At 41.9% G+C, this 19,746-nt stretch carries 10 protein-coding genes; 7 read left to right on the top strand and 3 right to left on the bottom strand.

The window, feature by feature from the left end; translation table 11 throughout:
• Positions 1-65 precede the first annotated feature (65 nt).
• A complete protein-coding gene (locus tag DWW23_RS15500; protein ID WP_122354186.1) occupies positions 66-1,913 on the bottom strand; it encodes an ABC transporter ATP-binding protein in 1,848 nt (615 codons plus the stop codon).
• Between the two features lie 113 nt (positions 1,914-2,026).
• On the opposite strand from DWW23_RS15500, the gene DWW23_RS15495 reads away from it, so the two are divergent.
• From DWW23_RS15495 to DWW23_RS15480, 4 genes are all read left to right on the top strand, one after another.
• Positions 2,027-2,845, top strand: a complete 819-nt coding sequence (locus tag DWW23_RS15495; protein ID WP_122354185.1) for a radical SAM-associated putative lipoprotein — start codon at positions 2,027-2,029, stop codon at positions 2,843-2,845.
• Positions 2,846-2,863: 18 nt separating this feature from the next.
• The gene (locus tag DWW23_RS15490) at positions 2,864-3,934 is read left to right on the top strand and encodes a TIGR04133 family radical SAM/SPASM protein (RefSeq protein ID WP_122354184.1); all 1,071 of its coding nucleotides are present in this window, start codon (positions 2,864-2,866) and stop codon (positions 3,932-3,934) included.
• Between the two features lie 238 nt (positions 3,935-4,172).
• Positions 4,173-5,936 (top strand): DUF4091 domain-containing protein, encoded by a 1,764-nt coding sequence (locus DWW23_RS15485; RefSeq protein WP_122354183.1) that lies wholly within the window; start codon positions 4,173-4,175, stop codon positions 5,934-5,936.
• Between the two features lie 427 nt (positions 5,937-6,363).
• Positions 6,364-6,834 (top strand): hypothetical protein, encoded by a 471-nt coding sequence (locus tag DWW23_RS15480; RefSeq protein WP_122354182.1) that lies wholly within the window; start codon positions 6,364-6,366, stop codon positions 6,832-6,834.
• A gap of 159 nt (positions 6,835-6,993) precedes the next feature.
• Here DWW23_RS15480 and DWW23_RS26750 read toward each other — a convergent pair whose 3' ends face one another.
• Positions 6,994-7,740: a hypothetical protein gene (locus DWW23_RS26750; protein WP_233564353.1), complete on the bottom strand. Its 747-nt coding sequence runs from the start codon at positions 7,738-7,740 to the stop codon at positions 6,994-6,996.
• 11 nt (positions 7,741-7,751) lie between these two features.
• Entirely contained in the window at positions 7,752-11,699 is a 3,948-nt protein-coding gene (locus tag DWW23_RS15465; protein WP_122354181.1) for a hybrid sensor histidine kinase/response regulator transcription factor, read from the bottom strand.
• A 264-nt stretch (positions 11,700-11,963) separates the two neighbouring features.
• Between DWW23_RS15465 and DWW23_RS15460 the strand changes: the two genes are divergently transcribed.
• The 3 genes from DWW23_RS15460 to DWW23_RS15450 are packed head-to-tail and all read left to right on the top strand — an operon-like array spanning position 11,964 to position 19,728.
• Complete coding sequence (locus DWW23_RS15460; protein ID WP_122354180.1) at positions 11,964-15,134, top strand: TonB-dependent receptor; 3,171 nt, start codon at positions 11,964-11,966, stop codon at positions 15,132-15,134.
• A gap of 16 nt (positions 15,135-15,150) precedes the next feature.
• Positions 15,151-16,935 carry a RagB/SusD family nutrient uptake outer membrane protein gene (locus tag DWW23_RS15455; RefSeq protein WP_122354179.1) on the top strand — a complete coding sequence of 595 codons (1,785 nt, stop codon included), beginning with the start codon at positions 15,151-15,153 and terminating at the stop codon, positions 16,933-16,935.
• A 27-nt stretch (positions 16,936-16,962) separates the two neighbouring features.
• Complete coding sequence (locus tag DWW23_RS15450; RefSeq protein ID WP_122354178.1) at positions 16,963-19,728, top strand: SusC/RagA family TonB-linked outer membrane protein; 2,766 nt, start codon at positions 16,963-16,965, stop codon at positions 19,726-19,728.
• Positions 19,729-19,746 lie beyond the last annotated feature (18 nt).

Raw genomic sequence — 19,746 nt, 5'->3', positions numbered from 1 at the left:
CTATCTCCTTTAATCGAATTGAGTTCATAGTATTATAAAATAAAAATAATTATTCTAATCCGGTATCAGAAACTCTGCATATCACACAGTCTCTTATAATACCCATTCAAATTCAACAGTTCTTCATGGCGTCCGCGTTCCACGATCTCTCCCTCATGCATCACGCATATTTCGTCCGCATTACGGATCGTAGAAAGACGGTGGGCGATAACGATAGTGGTACGGTTACGCATCAGGTTCTCCAGAGCTTCCTGGACAAGGCGTTCCGACTCCGTATCCAATGCTGAAGTTGCTTCATCGAGGATCAGTATCGGTGGGTTCTTCAGGATAGCACGGGCAATACTGATACGCTGCCGTTGTCCGCCGGACAGTTTTCCTCCGCGGTCACCGATATTTGTGTTATATCCTTCTTCACTTGCCATGATAAACTCGTGGGCATTTGCAATACGGGCAGCTTCCTGAACCTGCTCCGGTGTCGCACCTTCCACACCGAAAGAGATGTTATTGAAGAAAGTATCGTTAAACAGGATCGCTTCCTGGTTCACGTTCCCCATCAGACCACGCAGGTCATAAAGGGATGCATCACGGATATCCGTACCGTCGATGGTAATGCTTCCCTTTTCCACATCATAAAAACGAGGTAACAGATCCACCAGCGTACTTTTACCGGAACCGGACTGGCCTACCAGAGCAACTGTTTTCCCTTTGGGGATTTCCAGGTCAATGCCTTTTATGATCCAGTCATTCTGATATTTAAACCAGACATTATTATATCGTATCTCTTTTTGCAGTGCAATCTTTTGAGGATGAACCGGGTCGTTGATATCACTTTCAGCTTTCAATATCTTATCGATACGTTCCATAGAAGCTAACCCTTTTTGGATGGCATAAACCGATTTGCTCAAATCTTTTGCCGGATTGATTATACTGTAGAAGATCACCAGATAATAAATAAAAGTAGATGCGTCAATCGAACTGTTGTTACTAAGAATAAGAGTACCTCCATACCAAAGCACAATGGCAATCGTTGCCGTCCCCAGGAACTCACTCATCGGATGCGCCATCTGCTGGCGGCGATAGATACGGTTAGTCATACGGCGGAACTGATCGTTGCTGTTCTCAAAACGGGTCTGTATCTTCTTCTCGGCATTAAATGCTTTAATAATGCGTAAGCCACCCAGCGTTTCTTCTATCTGGCTCATCAGGCCGCCCCACATCTGCTGTCCTTCCAACGATTTGCGTTTCAGCTTCTTTCCAACCTGCCCCATGATATAACCGGCTACCGGCAGGAGTATCAGGACGAAGATCGTCAGTTGCCAACTGATCACAATCATACCGATCAGATAGATGATGATCAGAATCGGATTCTTGAACAACATATCCAAAGAGCTCATAATGGATGCTTCCACTTCATTCACATCACCGGACACACGGGCGATGATGTCTCCCTTACGTTCTTCCGAGAAAAAACCTAACGGCAGTTCAGTTATTTTCTTATTGATCTGGTTACGAATATCACGGACAACCCCTGTACGGATAGGAATCATAGTAAAAAAAGCCATGTACATAGTACCCACCTTCAAAAAAGTGGAGATAATAAGGAAGGCCCCCAAAACGATCAAAGTAAACGAACCGCCTTCCTTTTCGATCAGGTCGCTGACGAACCAAAAGAAATTGTTTTTTATCAATTCGGGAGTACCTTTCCAGCTTTCCCATGTCCAGGGATCAAAGACCCAGGCTTTGTAAGAATACACATCATCATTCAGCTTGAACAATATATTCAAAATAGGAATGATCAGTGCGAAAGAGAAAAGATTCAGTATGGCAGACAATATGTTGAATACAATATTCAACACCATATACTTCTTATAAGGAGGTACAAAACGCCTTAATATGCGTAGAAAATCTTTCATGTTTATTTAGTCGATTGGATTCGGCGCGCAAGTTACTCATAAAAAACAGGTGGTGCAACGTTTATTACGATCTTTGCATCTATTAGATATAACACTACACAAACAACATTATTATGGATAAAGCAAACCAATTGTTCCTGATCAGTATGAATAAACTTCTGGCAGGACTTCTCACATTACTGGGTTTCTCACTGGCTGCCTGCGATAAAGGGGGAACTTGCGAATACGGCACTCCTTACGCCGATTATGAGATCAAAGGGAAAGTGGTGGACAACCAAGGCTACCCGATCGCAAACATACAAATAGAGATCAGCGATTCTATCCCTGAAAGCGGATGGATGCAGAAAGATACGCTTTACACCGATTCGGACGGAAAATTCCAGTGGAAGAGAGGAGATTTTCCGGGAAGCACCTTCCAACTGATTTCCAGAGATATCGATGAAGAAGATAACGGCGGCCAGTTCGTCACCAAGACCTCTTTCGTCTCATTCAGAAATGCGAATTTTAAAGGCGGAGGCACCTGGTATGAAGGAGCCGCTTCGCTGGAAACGGAAATAACGCTCGACCGATATGTCGACACACATAAGGCGCCCCATGCTTTTTATACGATCCACGGACAGGTCACAAACGACGAAGGTCATCCGATGGGTGCCATAGTCATCAGCACTACCCCCTCCCTGCTGCCGAATATCCCTGGCAATGCATCGAAATATCTGGCTATTACAAACAGACATGGCATGTACAGTTTCACATGCGACCTGGAGGCGATAGAAGAATACACGATCGAAACATCGCCTTTAGAAGGATACGGGAATTCCTATGAAATGAAATCAGAAATTATTAACTTTGCAGAAATTGAATTATCAGGGGGTAAAGGGATGTTGATCGGAAAAGGATCAAAAGAAGTAAACTTCACTCTGAAAAAGAAATAGTAACTAAAAACGATAAGGATGGACAAACGCCCCGGATTTCGTAAGCGCATCGCTCTGGAACTCGCCCGAAGCATCAGGAGGAACAAAGCCAAATTACACGAACTACGCACGCTCTTTTGGGAATGTACGCTTCGGTGCAATGCATCCTGCCGTCATTGCGGCAGCGATTGCCATGTATCGGCAGGCATAAAGGATATGCCGATGGAGGATTTTCTGAAAGTAGTGGATGATATCACTCCTTTCGTGGAACCGAATAAGGTGTTGGTTATCTTTACCGGAGGCGAAGCGCTGGTGCGCAAAGATATCGAGACCTGCGGGATGGAACTTTACCGCCGGGGTTATCCTTGGGGAATCGTTTCAAACGGCCTGTTGCTGACCCGCGAACGGCTCGATTCGTTATTGGCTTCCGGACTTCATTCGGCAACAATCAGCCTCGACGGCTTTGAAGAAGCACACAACTGGTTGCGCCGTCACCCGAAAAGCTTCGAAAATGCAGTCAATGCCATCTGCATGCTGGCGGAAGAAAAGGAAATCATCTGGGATGTCGTAACCTGCGTCAATCAGAAAAATTTCAAGGACCTGAAACTTTTCAAGGAGTTCCTGGTTGAAATGGGAGTTAAGCAATGGCGGCTATTTACGATCTTCCCGGTCGGACGTGCCGCCGAAGAAGCAGAGTTGCAACTGGACAACGAACAGTTTACCTGGCTGCTCAACTTCATCCGTTACTGCCGGAAAGAAGGAAAGATACAGGTCAGCTACGGATGTGAAGGTTTTCTCGGAAACTACGAAGCGGAAGTACGCGATTCGATCTTCCAATGCAACGCAGGTATCAGCACAGCATCGGTTCTGGCGGATGGTTCCATTTCCGGTTGTCCGAGTATCCGTGCCAACTTCCATCAGGGAAATATCTACAAAGACAAATTCATCGACATCTGGAACAATGAGTTCAAGCCTTACCGTAACCGCAAATGGACCCGCAAAGGCCAATGTGCCGACTGCAAAATGTACAGATACTGTGAAGGTAACGGCATGCACTTATATGATGATGACGGCAACCTGCTGTTTTGCCATTATAACAGGATCAAGTAAACTTTTTCCAGTTGACAGTTGACAAGTGACAGTTGACAGTTAGGCTTCGCGCTCGGTAAATTAAGTCGGCTGAAAGCCGAAAAAACTGTCATCTGTCAACTGTCACTTGTCAACTGGAAAAGGGGGGTCTATTTCAGACAAAAACCGAAATAAATAATTTTGCAGCAATAGCCTTTGGTACAATATCCCATCTTTTTCCTATCTTTATCCCCCGAATAAACTTCTAAAACATTTATACATGAAAAACTCGCTTATCCTTTGTGCCCTGCTAACGCTAGGCCCGGTCTGTTACGCGCAGCAATCGGATTATAAAGTTACCACCGATTACACCGAACTAACCGACACCAAGCCACACGATAGTGAGGCTGTCTGGAATAAAATAACCACACCTACGCAACTTAGCTGGGCAAGTACGGATGTACGTTATCCGAAACTCAGTATCCCGACCGTTACTAAAAATTCCCGCTGGCAGACAAAAGCCTGGAAAGGGGAACGGGTGAATGCACAGGCTGTTCTATGGACTACCAACGACCTGTCGGATGCGACCATCACAGTCAGTGAGCTGAAGAACGGCTCGTCAGTCATCCCGGCCTCTGCCGTCACAACCAATTTCGTACGCTACGTCATGACCGACGAATTGAATAAAGAACGTAACGGCGGCTGCGGACACCGTGAAAATAAAGCAGAATGGGATTCTTCGATTGTTGCCGACGTGCTTGATATTGTAAAAATGCACGACATCAAGGCCCGTACGACACAACCTATCTGGATGAATGTATGGGTGCCGTCGGATGCACGCCCCGGAAAATATAAAGGAACGCTGACCGTTTCAGGTAAAAACTTCCAGCCGATGAACCTGCAGGTTGAAATAGACGTCCTGAACCGTACCTTGCCTGAACCGCAGGACTGGAAATTCCATCTGGATTTGTGGCAAAACCCATACTCCGTTGCCCGTTTCTACAACGTGCCTCTCTGGAGCAAGGAACATTTCGATGCAATGCTTCCGATCATGAAGATGCTGGCTAACGCCGGACAACGTGCCATCACGACCAGTATCATGCACAAACCGTGGGCCGGACAGACGGAAGATCATTTCGACAGTATGGTATTCCGCATGAAAAAGATTGACGGCACATGGGAATACGATTATACGGTCTTCGATAAATGGGTCGAATTTATGATGAACGAAGTGGGTATCAAGGATCTGATCAGCTGCTATACGATGATCCCGTGGGCGCTCAGCTTCGACTATTACGACCAGGCAACCAATCGCATCCAGTTCATCGAAGCCAAACCGGGTGATGCAGCTTATGCCGACTACTGGGGTTCTTTCCTGAAAGATTTCTCCCGCCACCTGCGTGCAAAAGGTTGGTTTGAAAAGACTGCGATTTCTATGGATGAACGTCCGTTGGAAGCCATGCAAGAAGCTATCAAGGTGATCAAGCAAGCTGACCCTGAATTTAAGATCACGCTGGCTGGAAACTATCATAAAGAGATACAAGGCGACCTGTATTACCTGAGTATCCCCTACGGCCACAAATTCCCGGAAGACGTAAAAGCTGAACGCGACCGCAAAGGCCAGATCAGTACCGTTTACACTTGCTGCTCGGAGGCTTTCCCGAATACATTTACCTTCTCTGAGCCGGCAGAAGCTCCGTGGACAATCCTGCACGCTGTTGCCGGAGGTTACGACGGTTATCTGCGCTGGGCTGTCAACAGCTGGACAAAAGATCCGTTGCGCGACTCCCGCTTCCGTACCTGGGCTGCCGGCGATACGTACAGTATCTATCCGGGTCCTCGCAGCAGTATCCGTTTCGAACGCCTGGTAGAAGGTCTTCAGGATGCAGAAAAAATCCGTATCCTCCGCGAAGAGTTGAAAGGCGGCAAACTGGAAAAATTGAACAAGACTGTTGCCATGTTTACCCCGGAAGGGTTGGCTAAAACACAAAAGTCGGCTACGGAAATGGTGAACGAATTGAACAAGGTGCTGAATTCGTATTGATAAATTATTCCTCAAAAAATAATGAGAAGCCGGTGTGTCATTAGGGTTAACGCACCGGCTTTTTATTTAAGAAATATATATCCTATTATATTCGGAAAAAGCCGGAGATATTCTAAAAAGCCAAAAGCCCTATGAGATAAAAGCATAAATTTTTCTGATAAAGATTACATCTATTTCATTGCAGGCTTTAATTATTACCGTATATTTGTCGTGCATTTCATTAAATCCTTAGAGACGGGAAATCCCGCCTATTTTCGTAGCGGGCATTTTTATGCCCGCCTGCGACCATTCTATATGGCGGTTCCGTACCCCCGTGTAGAATGTCAATGCATCTACTGTCTTCTAAGGAATGATGAAATGCAACGGGACAGGCGGAACCGCTCTTATATTCAGAAAATATTCGCCTTCACATCTAATATTAATAGGTATGGAAACAGATTTTTTAACTGTCCAACAAAGTGAAGACTTGCAAAAGCTAAGTGGAAACCCCTCTCCCCTTTCCGAAGAGGAACTAAAAGATTTTTACCTCAAACTGGCCCGTCTGATTAATCCGAGCGCATGTTCCCCTCATCGCAATGAATTCGAAGTATTGAACATACTCCGTAAAGAGTTGAAGAGAAACCTCGGAATATTATGTAAATACACGCAACATGCATGGGACGAAGGCATGCTGGAAATACAAACGGCCTGCGGAATCTGTTCCGTGCAGGATTCTATCCCCAAAAAAGAAAGATTAGAGATGAATGTTTCTCTGGGTAAACATCTACAATTCCTTGCCCAAATGGCGTCTGCCAGTTCGGTTATAAGAAAGATGCATGCAGAATATACCCGTCATTATATAAATGTGGAATATCTTTTGAAACAATTTTCCAAAGAAAAAGAAGACTCCAATAAGTGAAGTCGCCTTCCGGAAATCCGGGAAGCATTTTTTAACGGTGTAAACCGGTTTCCGGAAATCGAATAAAGGATAATATATTCTTTTCCTAACCACTCCAAAAAAGGTTGTAAGAAACGGAAATATCCTTTCACTTACAACCTTTTTTATTCTTACAAAGCTCTATTCAAACTTCGGTCTGGTCTTTGCCAGTTGACGTATCCTCTCCTGCAATGATGCTGGCAATTTGGACAGATAGTCATCCGAAGCTCCGATCTGGACAAAGTCCATCATTGTATACGAATCTTCATTTACGTTCTTCCAGTATTCCGGATTGTTCTGTTGTGCAAAGAACGCAGGGCTTTTCAAAAGTTCAACACCTCCATCGACGATCTTTTTCAGGACATCCTTTCCGTTACCGCTAGGATTTTGGATCTCGGACTTGCCTTCCTGGATCCCTTGATTCAACAAAGTAAACACCTTATAGACTTCTTTTTTTTGAATCCGCTCTTTGGGGGCAAAAGTATAAAGGGAATGTCCGCTCGCCGGGAATTTACTCCATCCGCCAATAAAAGTAATGTCTTTATAGGTGGCTTCGGACATCTTGCAGAAATCAACGAAAAAGGCATCCTGAGTATCCTGCACTTTACCAAAACTTTCCATTACCAGATTAACGACACAATCCCGCTTCCCGTTTAAGAAGTCAAGAACGTCCGTCACTTTTTTCTTGCGAAACTCTAAAAATCCGTGTGCAAAATAAGGCGTGTCTTTGTCCTCGAAACGGATTCGCAGATCAAAAAGCCTGACACCAAATTCATATTGTTCTTCGATAGTCAGATCCTGGCATTTTCCGGTAGGCCAAGCCAATACCTGAAGTGCCCCGATAGGCGTCAGGTAAGTCATTGAGTTATGGGTTCCTAATTTTATCATAATATTAGTTTTTAATAATTCTCTTTTAATTCTTCTCCAGCCGATCCTTCTTTTTTATAAGCAGAAGGTGTCATTCCTCTCTGGTTTTTGAAAACACGGCTGAAATAACGTAATGTCGAAAAACCGACTTTCTCCGATATCTCCGTAAGATTCATGGAGGTGTTCAGTAGCAAATAAGAAGCCTGGTCGATACGAAGTTTATTTACATAATCGATTATTCCCAGTCCCGTCAAAGCCTTTATCTTATTAAACAGGAGGGAACGGCTAACCCCCATTTCCTTTGCAATGAAAGCGACATCCATTTCCTGATCAGTCATATGTTCGGCAATCAGTAAATTTAGTTTTTCCAAAAAGACTTCGTCAGCATTGCTGAACGTAATTTCCTGCAAAGAAAGTGCAGCATTATCCCTGTATCTGCTTTTTATCACTTCACGTGTTTTTAACTGATTTACGATCAACGCCAGCAACACATCCATCTCGAAAGGTTTCGCTATAAAACCGTCGGCCCCTAGCTTGTAACCCGTAGACATGTTCGAAGCCTGGCTATAAGCCGTCAGCAAAATCACCGGTATATGACTGATATGGAGATTCTCTTTTATCGCACTGCAAAGTTCGAAACCGTCCAAGCGAGGCATCATCACATCGCTGACCACGATATCCGGTTGATGTTGTGCAATCAGATCCAATGCTTCATATCCATCTTTCGCCACAAATACATGCGCAAAATAATCGGTAAAGGATGTTTTCATATACGATCTCAAATCATACACATCTTCTACGACCAGGATCGAGAAAGTTTTCAAAAATGAAAAATCATTCTTTTCCGGATAGTTGGTAGAAGGTATTATATCCTCGTTATTACTCGTTTCCGGGGGAATGACAAAGTTATTTTCATCCGACGGAAGCTCAAAAAAGAAACAGGCTCCGGCATTTTCATTATCAAAGGCACCTATCGTCCCTCCATGCAATTCGATCAAGGTTTTAGAATAAGACAGACCTATGCCACTTCCGCTTTTTCCATGTTTTCCCTGATAAAAAAGACTGAATAATTTCTCAGGTTCCACTGTTCCCAATCCTATTCCCTGGTCTCTTACTTCTACCCTGACACTTTTACGCTCTTCGAAAAAAGAAGTAATGAGGGTAATGGTCGTGTCCGATTCACTGAACTTAAGTGCATTCATCAGTAAGTTTGACAAAACGAAGTCACATTTATGTTGGTCGAACGGAATATCTTTTATCCGTTCATCCAGCTGATAAATCATCTCGACTCGTTTACTGGCAAACTCGTTCTTGAACTGGTCGGCAACAGTTCGTATCCAGTCATTGAGCGGATTCATCGTTATCTGTAAAGTATTTGCTCCTTCTTCCAATTTTTGTACGTCCAGAACCATGTCGATGATATTCTTCATTTGCTTTGCCTGCTTAAATATCTCGCTAAGCATCATTTCCAGATTAGGTACAGCCAGCGAATGATCTAAAATTCTCTTCAAAGGTGCGCAAATTAGCGTAAGAGGCGTTCTTAATTCATGATTAATATGAATCAGAAGATGTATTTTATCTTCATACATCTTTCCTTTCAATTGTTCGATTTCCTGCAACTGCTTCTCTTTTTTTCTCTTATAAATGACCCGGGCTATCCTAAAACCAATAGCTGCCAACAAAAACAAACATAAACAGATAAACCATACCGTTCTCCACCAGGGAGGCGTAATAACCAGATGTAAGACCTCATCGGGATTACTCCACTCCCCACTTTTAGTAATATAAGAAACCGAGACCACATAGTCGCCTACCGGCAAATAATTGATAAAATAAGAATGGTTGAATGACTGGAACTCTTCCTGTCGACCCGTACCTTTGATCGCATAACGAAATACATTCTTTCTAAAAATATCATCTTCATTAACCAGTACTTTCAATTGAATCGAGGAAAAATTCCAGGGTAAAGAAAGACTTGGCGAAGTGGAGTCTATACCTTTCCGTACCGGTATTCCATTAAAAAACACATCGATCAGCTCTACATTCTGCTGTTGAACGCTACCGAATTGAATATCCCGGTCGATACGTGTCATTCCCATTCCTCCTCCAATATAAACATCGCCTTCTGCCGTCCTCAACCCTTTACGGTACTCATTCGTTTTGACTCCGTCCGACTCACCCATCAAAACAAAGATTCCCGAATCTATATCATAGGAAAACAACAGATTACTCTGCGTTCCGACCCAAATCCGCCCTTTATTGTCAGCCACCAACAGACTCACACCGTCAAACAAAGTAGTTTCTATTCTATCCATAACTCCGGAAGCCCTGTTAAAATAATAAAGTCCGTCCGAACACCCTATCCAAAAATTTCCGTAAGTATCGATACACATGTCAGCAATTACCCGCTCTCCTTCATAAACGATCGAAAAAGAATCGGTCTGACTGTCATATTCACAAATATTCCGGTAATCTACCACTAAAGTCCGGTTCGGTTGTTCGCCCGTTTTCATAACAGGATAACCTCGTACAAAATCCTTTCCTTTCGATGCGATTCGTTTAAAACTTTTATTCGCAATATTATATGTATAGATATCTTCAGAACTGATCAGGATTTCATTTTGATCAGTTCTTTTAATCTCCACCGGAGATTCGCTCAGGCTGATTTTCTTATTTTCTTCCTCATTCAGAATAATAAAAGGACGTAAACTGCCACTTCGTTTTTCAAAATAAAAAAGTCCTTTGTTAAACAAACTGACGAGCAGCTCCTGTTCACTGAACTCAACGATAGAAGTGACTTTCTCATATCTTGTTTTTTCGAAATGTTTAAAAGTATCCGTCTGCGGATCATAACAATTTATCCCTCCCCCGTCGGTCCCGATCCATATCAGTCCGTTATCATCTTGAAAAAAACAACTTATCGTACGGTTACTCAATCCGTATCGATTGTTGAAAGGTACATTCGTATATGATTTGGCATACACTTGCTTTATTCCGATCAGTCCATTCCGAATACTTCCCACCCACATATTATTCATCGGATCCTGGTAAAGACAGTAAAGAGCATTTGAAGGGAAGGAGGTAACGTCATCTTGTATCTGCATCATATGGTTAAAAGAAAAATCCGATAAAGAGATAAGATTGATGCCACCGCCGTCTGTCGCAACCCACAGTGAATCGTCTTTCTCTTTTATATCCTGAATAATATTACAGGACAATGGAGAATTTTTCGTAGTAAAATGTTTTATCAGTTTTTTATCTTCATAACAGTACAATCCATTCCCATAGGAACCGACCCACATTCGTTGCCTTGAATCGACAAACAAAGAAGTATATGTATTCTCACCGGAACCTTTCAGCTTCTTTATTTCATTTGTTTCTATATCCAAAGAGTAAATACCATACCAACGCGTATTAGCCAGAATCGTTTTTTCGTCAAATCTGATCAAATGGGTATAGTAACTAAATGTCCTGTCTTCTCCTTTCAAAGGTAGTTTTGTAAAACTTTTTCCGGAATAGGCGTACTTATATATATCACCGATTCCACCAAATAAAATTCCCCCTTCGACTAATAAACAGGAAGTTGCTTGTAACGGGTTACCTTCATACATGATACGTTTAAAACAGGAATGAGTCCGGTCAAAAAGGCAAAGTCCATCTTCCCGTGTACCGACCCACAAATTTTTCAAAGAGTCTTCTACTATAAAAACAATATCATTTGAAGTTAACGACTGTTCATTCGCCGGTTCATGAAAATAATTCTTCAACTCATCCCGATCATAACAATTGAGTCCGTACTGCGTACCGATCCACAGGTATCCTTTATAATCGTATAATAAACATTGAACTCTGGATTGTGACAATCCTTGCTCTACTCCCAATTGTTTATAATAAAATCCGGACGCAGCCCGGAGAGGAACAACATCAGACAAACAGAAAAGGATGAACAGGCAAACAAATAAGTATCTTAGTCTTTTCATATCTTAAATTATCGATCTCATACAAATTACAAATTTAATAAAAAATAGACTTTATCAAGAGCAGAACAACAAAATCAACTATTCATTTTCCTTTCTCCTTTAAAGAAGGATGTGCATTTTTCGCTACAAAAAGTACACAAAATGACATAAAAGCTTCTCATGTAAAATAGTGTACTTATTCGAAAGGATTGTACCCGTGAGTTTCAGAGGTATATGCTTATTTCGAATCTGAAATATTTATTCACAATTTAACTAATGTGTATTATGAGAAACTTTTTATCTTATTGGAGGATCTGCTTTCTTATAATGTTTCTATTTACTAACCCTGTCTTGCAGGCTTCACCTGACGAAATCATGCAGGATATTAAAATCACAGGTAAGGTTATAGATGCATCAAAAGAAGGAATTCCTGGAGCAAATGTTGCTATTAAAGGTACTAATCTGGGTACAATTACTGATGTAGACGGTAATTTCACAATCACTGTACCGAACAAAAAAGCCATACTTGTCATTTCTTTTATTGGCTATGCGACACAAGAAGTGACAGTGGACAACAATCAAAAAATTACGGTCATTTTAGAAGACGACTCGCAAGCCTTGGAAGAGGTAGTAGTTGTTGCCTATGGAACCAAAACCAAAGCGACTATTACCGGTGCAACCTCCACCATGAATAACAAAGATTTAACAAAGGCACCTCCTGTAGCCAGCGTCACGAATGTATTGGCAGGAGCAATGCCTGGTGTGTCAGCTGTGCAAACTACAGGTAAACCCGGACAAGATGCAGCAGATATTTATATCCGTGGTTGCGGATCGTTGAATAATAGTTTGGCAAAACCGCTTGTCATGGTTGACGGCGTGGAACGTGATTTCTCCCAATTGGATCCCAACGAAATAGAGAGCATCTCCATTTTGAAAGATGCATCTTCTACAGCGGTATTCGGTGTGCGAGGTGCCAATGGAGTTGTTTTGGTAACAACCCGTAGGGGAACAACAGGCAAACCGGTTATCAATATCAATTCCACCATAGGCGTCCAGCAACCTATCTCGCTGGTACATCAAACAACCAGTGAACAGTTCGCCCGTTTTTGGAATACCAAAATGGAGGCCGACGGCATAACCGACCCTAAACGTTATTGGACAGATGAGCAGATAGAATTATTCCGTACGGGAGCCGACCCGATGCTGTATCCCAATATGGACTGGAGTGATTATTGTTTTAATGACGTATTTTTGCAAAGTAAAAACAATGTCAATATTTCTGGCGGTACAGACCGGTTGAAATATTTCGTATCCTTAGGTTATTTGTGGCAAAACGGGGTGATGAAGCAATTCGACTCACTTCCATATGATAGTAACTATAAATATAACCGTTATAATTACCGCGCAAATTTGGATGTAGCCCTGACTTCCACTACTAGCATGAAACTTAACATCGGCGGTGTAGCAGGACAGGTGCAAGAACCGAATGCAATTGAAAACATTCCACATGCATGGACCTGTACCCAAATCTGGTCATTGCCTTTTGCCGGCCCGGGTATTGTGAATGGACGCAGGACAAATGCACCGCTTGAACAGACACCGGAGACGGAAGCTATGCGTGACGGTTTGTTTACGTTCTACGGCTACGGATATCATCAGAAATATAATACATCTTTGAATATGGATGTTGATATCACCCAAAAACTCGATTTTATTACCAAAGGCTTAAGTGCGTCTATCAAGGCGTCCTATGACAATAATTTTTCATTGGACAAAAACCATCAAGGCTATGGAATGGAAAGCCAAATGGTATATTATAAGTCTTATCTGGATTCAGGTGGCCAAAAACCTATTACGGATCCTGATTATGACCGCACACATGTGTTTATCCCGTCAGGCAAAGACTCCCCTTTATCATACTCTGAAAGCAACGGGCGTGATAGAAACTGGTACATGGAAGCAAGAATCAATTACGAACGTTCTTTTGGAGACCATAAGGTAAGCGGCTTGCTTCTTTATAATCAATCGCGTAATTATTATCCGGATAAAGGTGGATATATATATATACCTAAAGGATATGTCGGTTTGGTGGGAAGAGCAACCTACGATTATAAGACAAAGTATTTACTGGACTTCAGTGTTGGATATAATGGTTCGGAAAACTTTGCCCCGGGTAAAACAAGATATGGGTTATTTCCTTCTATTTCTGCAGGCTGGGTAATGTCTGCGGAAAAATTCATGCAGGAACAAAATGTAATAGATTATTTGAAATGGAGAATTTCTTACGGTAAAGTTGGTAGCGATGCAAATGAAACACGCTTCATGTATATGCCGGCAGTCTGGTCCGGATCGGGAGGATACAGTTTTGGAGTGAACAACCCGATAAATCGCCCTGCCTTTGGAATCGGTACCCCTGGTAACCCAGATGTAACATGGGAAACAGCCTTCAAACAAAACTACGGTGTAGAAATTAATTTTCTAAAAAACCGCTTGTCATTGACAGCCGACTATTTCTTTGAACATCGTACTAATATTTTGCTTTCTCCCAATAGTACACCGGGAATCATAGCAACGCCACTTCCCAATTTAAATCTTGGTATCGTAGACAACCAAGGTTATGAAATAGCATTGAGTTGGAAAGATAAAGTCAGCAATGATTTTGATTATTATATTGATGCCAATGTTTCTTATGCTAAAAACAAGATAATCTTCCAGGATGAAGTTCCTAATACATACGATTATCAAAATTTTACCGGAGGATCTACCGGACGTTATTCCGGCATGTATAAATACATCCGTCTATATCAGGAAAGTGATTTCATTACAAATGAAGATGGCAATAAAATCCTGAATCCGTCACTTCCGCAACCTTATTTCAATGTTCATCCGGGAGATGCTATGTATGATGATTTGAATGGCGATAATATTGTAAATGCCGACGATAAAATGGTGACAGGTTATTCAGATCGCCCGGAATATGTATTCGGTTTGAATGCAGGATTCAATTGGAAAGGATTTAATTTCTCTATGCAGTGGACCGGAGCTACCCACGTAAATAAAATGATGGAAATAGAATTCCGTATTCCCTTTACCAATTCAGGTGGACGTGGCTTGATTGATTATTTCTATGAACAGTGCTGGACACCAGAAAATCAATTAGGAGCACAATTACCAAGAGCCTCAGAAACATCTGAAGCCTGGAACTCGGAAAATTCTACTTTGTGGTTGAAAAATTCTTCTTATCTCCGTTTGAAGAATTTGAATATCGGCTATACATTCAGTAACAAGCCCTTATTGAAGAAGTTGGGGATTAATTCCTTGGGACTCAATCTTACAGGATACAACCTGTTGACTTTTACTTCGCTTAACATCATTGACCCGGAAGGAAATACAACCAACAACGGTGATTACCCATTGGTTAAACTGTATAGCTTAGGATTAAATATTAATTTTTAAAGAAATTGAATCGAATATGAATATAAAATTTCCATTAAAAACAGTTTGTATATTGGGTATAATCCATTTACTGTTTTCATGCTCAGATTTAAAATTTGGCGATGAATTACTCAATCAACAACCGGAAGGAACAGGTGCTACTTTAGATTCAATGTTTTGCTCGAAAGTAAATGCCGACAAAGTATTGACAAAAGCATATACAGAACTGCCTTATGGACTGCCCGTAGGCGGAAGAGATAGATTAGGTCCCAGTATCCTGGAAGCGATCACGGATTTTGCCCAGGATAATTTGGAATGGACCGGAAACGGGGCACGTGAACTATATTATACTGGAGCATTAAGTGCCAATAGCATAAATGGTAGTGCTGCATATTATTTTACTGGAGAAAATGACTGGACTGCAATTCGTTATGGCTGGCTATTTATCGAAAATGTAGAAAAAGTACCGGATATGAGCGAATCTGAAAAGGCACAGCGCATAGCTGAAGCCAAAATGATTATTGCCATTTCATATGCCGGAATGTTTCGTAACATTGGCGGTGTACCTTGGCTCGACCATGCGGTACAACCGAATGAAGACATGAATTATCCTCGTCTGACATTTGCAGAAACAGTAGACCGTATTATCGGGCTTATTGATGAAGCAATCCCCAACTTGAAATGGACACAGACCGAGGCCGATGACGGACGCATGACCAAAGCAGGTGCTATGGCTTTGAAACTACGCGTACTGACATTTGCAGCCAGTCCGGCATTCAACTCCAATACTCCATATCATCCAAATGCCAACGAATATGCATGTTATGGCAACGAAGACCGCAACCGTTGGAAAAGAGCAATGGAAGCTGGCGAAGAGTTGATGAAAGCTATCCAAAATAACGGATACTACGGATTGGTACAGCCTAAAGGAGATAGTCATATAGATCGCCGTTTAGCATTCCGTGAAGCTTACTACGATCGTGGAACTAGCGAGTCACTTATTTCCACACGCGTTTCTTCAAGTAATGTAAATTCAGAATTTCATTGGAACAGTAGTGCAGGATGTCCTACACTGAATTATGTCAATATGTTCCCTTGGGCCGATGGTGAAAAATTCCCCGAAGATTTTGATTGGAAAAATCCGACGAAAGCTCCTTTTTATGAAGAATATTCAGAGAAAGACGGTGAAGGTTTAAGCCCCACTCGTGATCCGCGGTTGTATGAAACTGTGGCTGTCCCTGGTTCACATTACTGGGATGGTAATATTGTTGCCAGCTATACAAACAGTCCGAATTATAATAAAAAACTTTCTGGATTTTATTTAATGAAATGGGATCTACCTTCCGGAGCAGATCGTGAAGGGCATCTCTCCCATTGGCCTTATTTACGTTTTGCGGAATCATTACTGAGTTATGCAGAAGCTATCAATGAATATAAAAATGGTCCTGACGCCACCGCCTACGATTGTGTAAATGATGTACGTCGTCGCGTAGGACTCTCTGATTTAAAAGAGAATATGAACCAAACTGAATTCCGGGAAGCTTTATTGCAAGAACGGGCTTGTGAGCTTGGATTCGAAGAAGTACGCTGGTATGATTTAGTGCGCTGGAAAATGGAGAAAGATTTCCGTAAACCTTTATATGGATTGCGTACCAAAGGACTTGGATCCGATGTATATCATCCTACAGGATATACTTATGAACCATTCTTGCTGGAAACCCGCAACTGGAATACGAAATGGGATACGAAATGGTATCTCGCTCCTATTCCACAGAAAGAAGTGAATAAAAATTATGGAATGACTCAAAATCCGGGTTGGTAATGGATTAATTTAATATTGAGAAAAAACATGAAAAAATATATTATAACTATATTACTCAATGGCTTAGGATGTGCGGCTTTCGCCCAACAAACCGACAAGCCATTTAATAATCAGTTCGCTGATTCTTTAAATATCGGCTATGAAATATCTGTGCCTCAAAAAACGAGCGCATTTTCCGTATCCGGTGTTGGAAAAGAGGTGTTTGAAAATGCACCACAAACTGATATCGCAAAAGCTTTGTATGGGAAAATTGCCGGACTTAATGTATCGCAAGGTTCTGGTACTTCTGCCGATAATTTTTCAGGATTAAGCCTTCATGGCCATGCTCCACTTGTATTGGTCGACGGATTTCCACGCGACATAAAAGATTTGTTGACAACCGAGATCGAATCGGTTGCAGTGTTAAAAGATGCCTTGGCAGCAACTCTTTATGGTGTGAGAGGAGCTAATGGCGTAATACTTGTGACTACAAAACAGGGGAAAGAAAGTAAACTGAATGTAAAAGTAGGATATCAGTTTGGTATCAATCATGCATTCAGAAAACCCCGATTTGCAGATGCTTATACTTATGCACAAAACGTAAATACGGCATTAAAAAATGACGGGCTTGAAGAACGGTATAATCAATACGCATTGGATGCTTTTAAAAACGGTTCTTATCCTAACGAATTTCCAAATGTAGACTGGTGGAATGAGGCGATGAACAATACTGGTTCCAATCATCGGCTGGATTTGACATTCACCGGCGGGAACCAGCGCGTTAAATATTTTACAACCGTAGAGTATTTTAGAGATCAAGCCATGTATAATCATTCCAATGAAGACAATCGTTATAATGTGAATCCTACCGATACGCGACTCAATTTGCGCACCAATATTTTAGCTGAAATTACCAATACAACTCATATGAAACTGGGATTGTATGGTAAATTGCAGGAAGTTAATCAAGCTGCTGCCTGTGGAGGTGTGATTTCTGCTATTTACGGCACTCCGTCGGCCGCATTCCCGGTTAAGCATGAGGGAGGAATATACGGTGGTACCGATATATGGAAAAATAACCCGGTCGGTATGCTTTTCGACTCAGGAAACTCGGCAAGTACATATGGTACATTACTGGCCGATTTGAACCTCACTCAAGACCTGGATATGCTGACTCCAGGCCTTAAGGCTTCTATTGCTATTTCATTTGACAATAGTGGAGCCATGTATGATGGAACATCAAAAGAATATCGTTACATGGATCTCCGGCCTCAATTTACTAATGAAGGTGTTTTGACTACCGCCCCTGTTATATATGGTAAGGATTCAGAAACGCTATCGCATCCTTCCGGATTCTCCAGTCTCTATATGAGAACTGATTTACAGGCCAAAATAGGATACGAACGTCTGTTTGCCGGAGCACATAGGGTAAGTGGCGCACTTTTATATGACCAGCAAGCTTTCACCAGAAACGGTCGAAACAATTCACATAAGCGCCAATCCATAATGGCAACCGCAACTTATAATTACAAGGACCGTTATATTGTAAACGGAGCATTCAGTTATTCCGGAAGTGCAGTTCTACCACCTAATGATCAATACAGGTCTTATCCGGCAGTATCAGCTACGTGGGTAGCATCTAACGAAAGTTTTTTAAAAGAGATTGATTTCTTAAACTTGCTAAAAGTTAGGGCTTCTTATGGTCTCTCAGGATGGGATGGAAGTATTGGACATGAATTGTTCCGCCAATCTTACGGTGGAGGTGGCTCTTACGCATTCGGTGATGGCGTAGGTGGTCAAGGGGGATCTGCCGAAGGTACTCTTCCTGTGGAAAACCTTACAGTCGAGAAATCTGAAAAGGCCACATTAGGTATTGACCTTGCTGTTTTCAATAACCGACTAAATTTTTCCGGTGATTTATTCTATGAAAAAAGAAGTGATATACTGGTATCTGCCTCCAACTCCATATCATCCATCATCGGTATTGGCATGAACCAAATCAATGCCGGAATATATAAGTATAAAGGCGCAGACCTGTCATTAGGTTGGCAGGATCAAATAGGTGATTTCGGCTATGGAATCATCGCAAACGTTTCTTGTCTAAATAGCGAGGTGATTAATGAAAACCAAGCGTTTGAAGAGTTTGATTATTTATATCACATGGGCGATAGAATCGGTCAAAGCTATGGTTTGGAAGCGCTAGGTTTCTTCAAAGACCAAACAGAGATCAATAACAGTCCACATCAGACTTTTTCAGAAGTTCGTCCCGGCGATATTAAGTACAAAGACCAGAATGGAGATAATAAAATCGATGATAAAGATGTGGTTCGTATGTATGATACGGGATCACCACGTTTTTATTTTGGTTTGAATATTAAACTTTCTTATAAGAATTTCGAGATTTCCGCAGACTTACAAGGTAGAAGAGGTGTAACGGTGAATTTGTTAAACAGCCCGTTGTATCGACCATTGGTTAACAATGGAAACATTTCTCAAACTTTCCTGGATAGGGAAATACCCTGGACTGCCAATTCTGAAAACGCGACAATGCCTCGGCTTACCACACAAGCCAATGCGAATAATTACCGTAGTAGTTCTATGTGGTATCGCGATGGTTCATTCCTGAAATTAAGAAACTTGATGATCAGTTATACGATTCCTAAATCAAAGATTCGCCTGGCAGACCTGAAAGTATTCGTACAAGGCAGCGACTTGTTCTCGATTGACAAAATCGATTTTGCCGACCCTGAAATGTTGGGTGCCGGATACCCATCTGTTACAGCCTATTGGACAGGTGTAAAGTTTAATTTTTAATACTTATAAATTCACATA

It is taken from the genome of Parabacteroides sp. AF14-59 (assembly GCF_003479515.1).
Lineage (GTDB): Bacteria > Bacteroidota > Bacteroidia > Bacteroidales > Tannerellaceae > Parabacteroides > Parabacteroides faecis.
This window is presented reverse-complemented; position numbering and strand designations above follow the sequence as displayed.

Bases quoted from the DNA above. Each gene is read 5' to 3' on its own strand.
- DWW23_RS15500 (WP_122354186.1), bottom strand. From the start codon at position 1,913: ATGAAAGATTTTCTACGCATATTAAGGCGTTTTGTACCTCCTTATAAG.
- DWW23_RS15495 (WP_122354185.1), top strand. From the start codon at position 2,027: ATGGATAAAGCAAACCAATTGTTCCTGATCAGTATGAATAAACTTCTG.
- DWW23_RS15490 (WP_122354184.1), top strand. From the start codon at position 2,864: ATGGACAAACGCCCCGGATTTCGTAAGCGCATCGCTCTGGAACTCGCC.
- DWW23_RS15485 (WP_122354183.1), top strand. From the start codon at position 4,173: ATGAAAAACTCGCTTATCCTTTGTGCCCTGCTAACGCTAGGCCCGGTC.
- DWW23_RS15480 (WP_122354182.1), top strand. From the start codon at position 6,364: ATGGAAACAGATTTTTTAACTGTCCAACAAAGTGAAGACTTGCAAAAG.
- DWW23_RS26750 (WP_233564353.1), bottom strand. From the start codon at position 7,740: ATGATAAAATTAGGAACCCATAACTCAATGACTTACCTGACGCCTATC.
- DWW23_RS15465 (WP_122354181.1), bottom strand. From the start codon at position 11,699: ATGAAAAGACTAAGATACTTATTTGTTTGCCTGTTCATCCTTTTCTGT.
- DWW23_RS15460 (WP_122354180.1), top strand. From the start codon at position 11,964: ATGAGAAACTTTTTATCTTATTGGAGGATCTGCTTTCTTATAATGTTT.
- DWW23_RS15455 (WP_122354179.1), top strand. From the start codon at position 15,151: ATGAATATAAAATTTCCATTAAAAACAGTTTGTATATTGGGTATAATC.
- DWW23_RS15450 (WP_122354178.1), top strand. From the start codon at position 16,963: ATGAAAAAATATATTATAACTATATTACTCAATGGCTTAGGATGTGCG.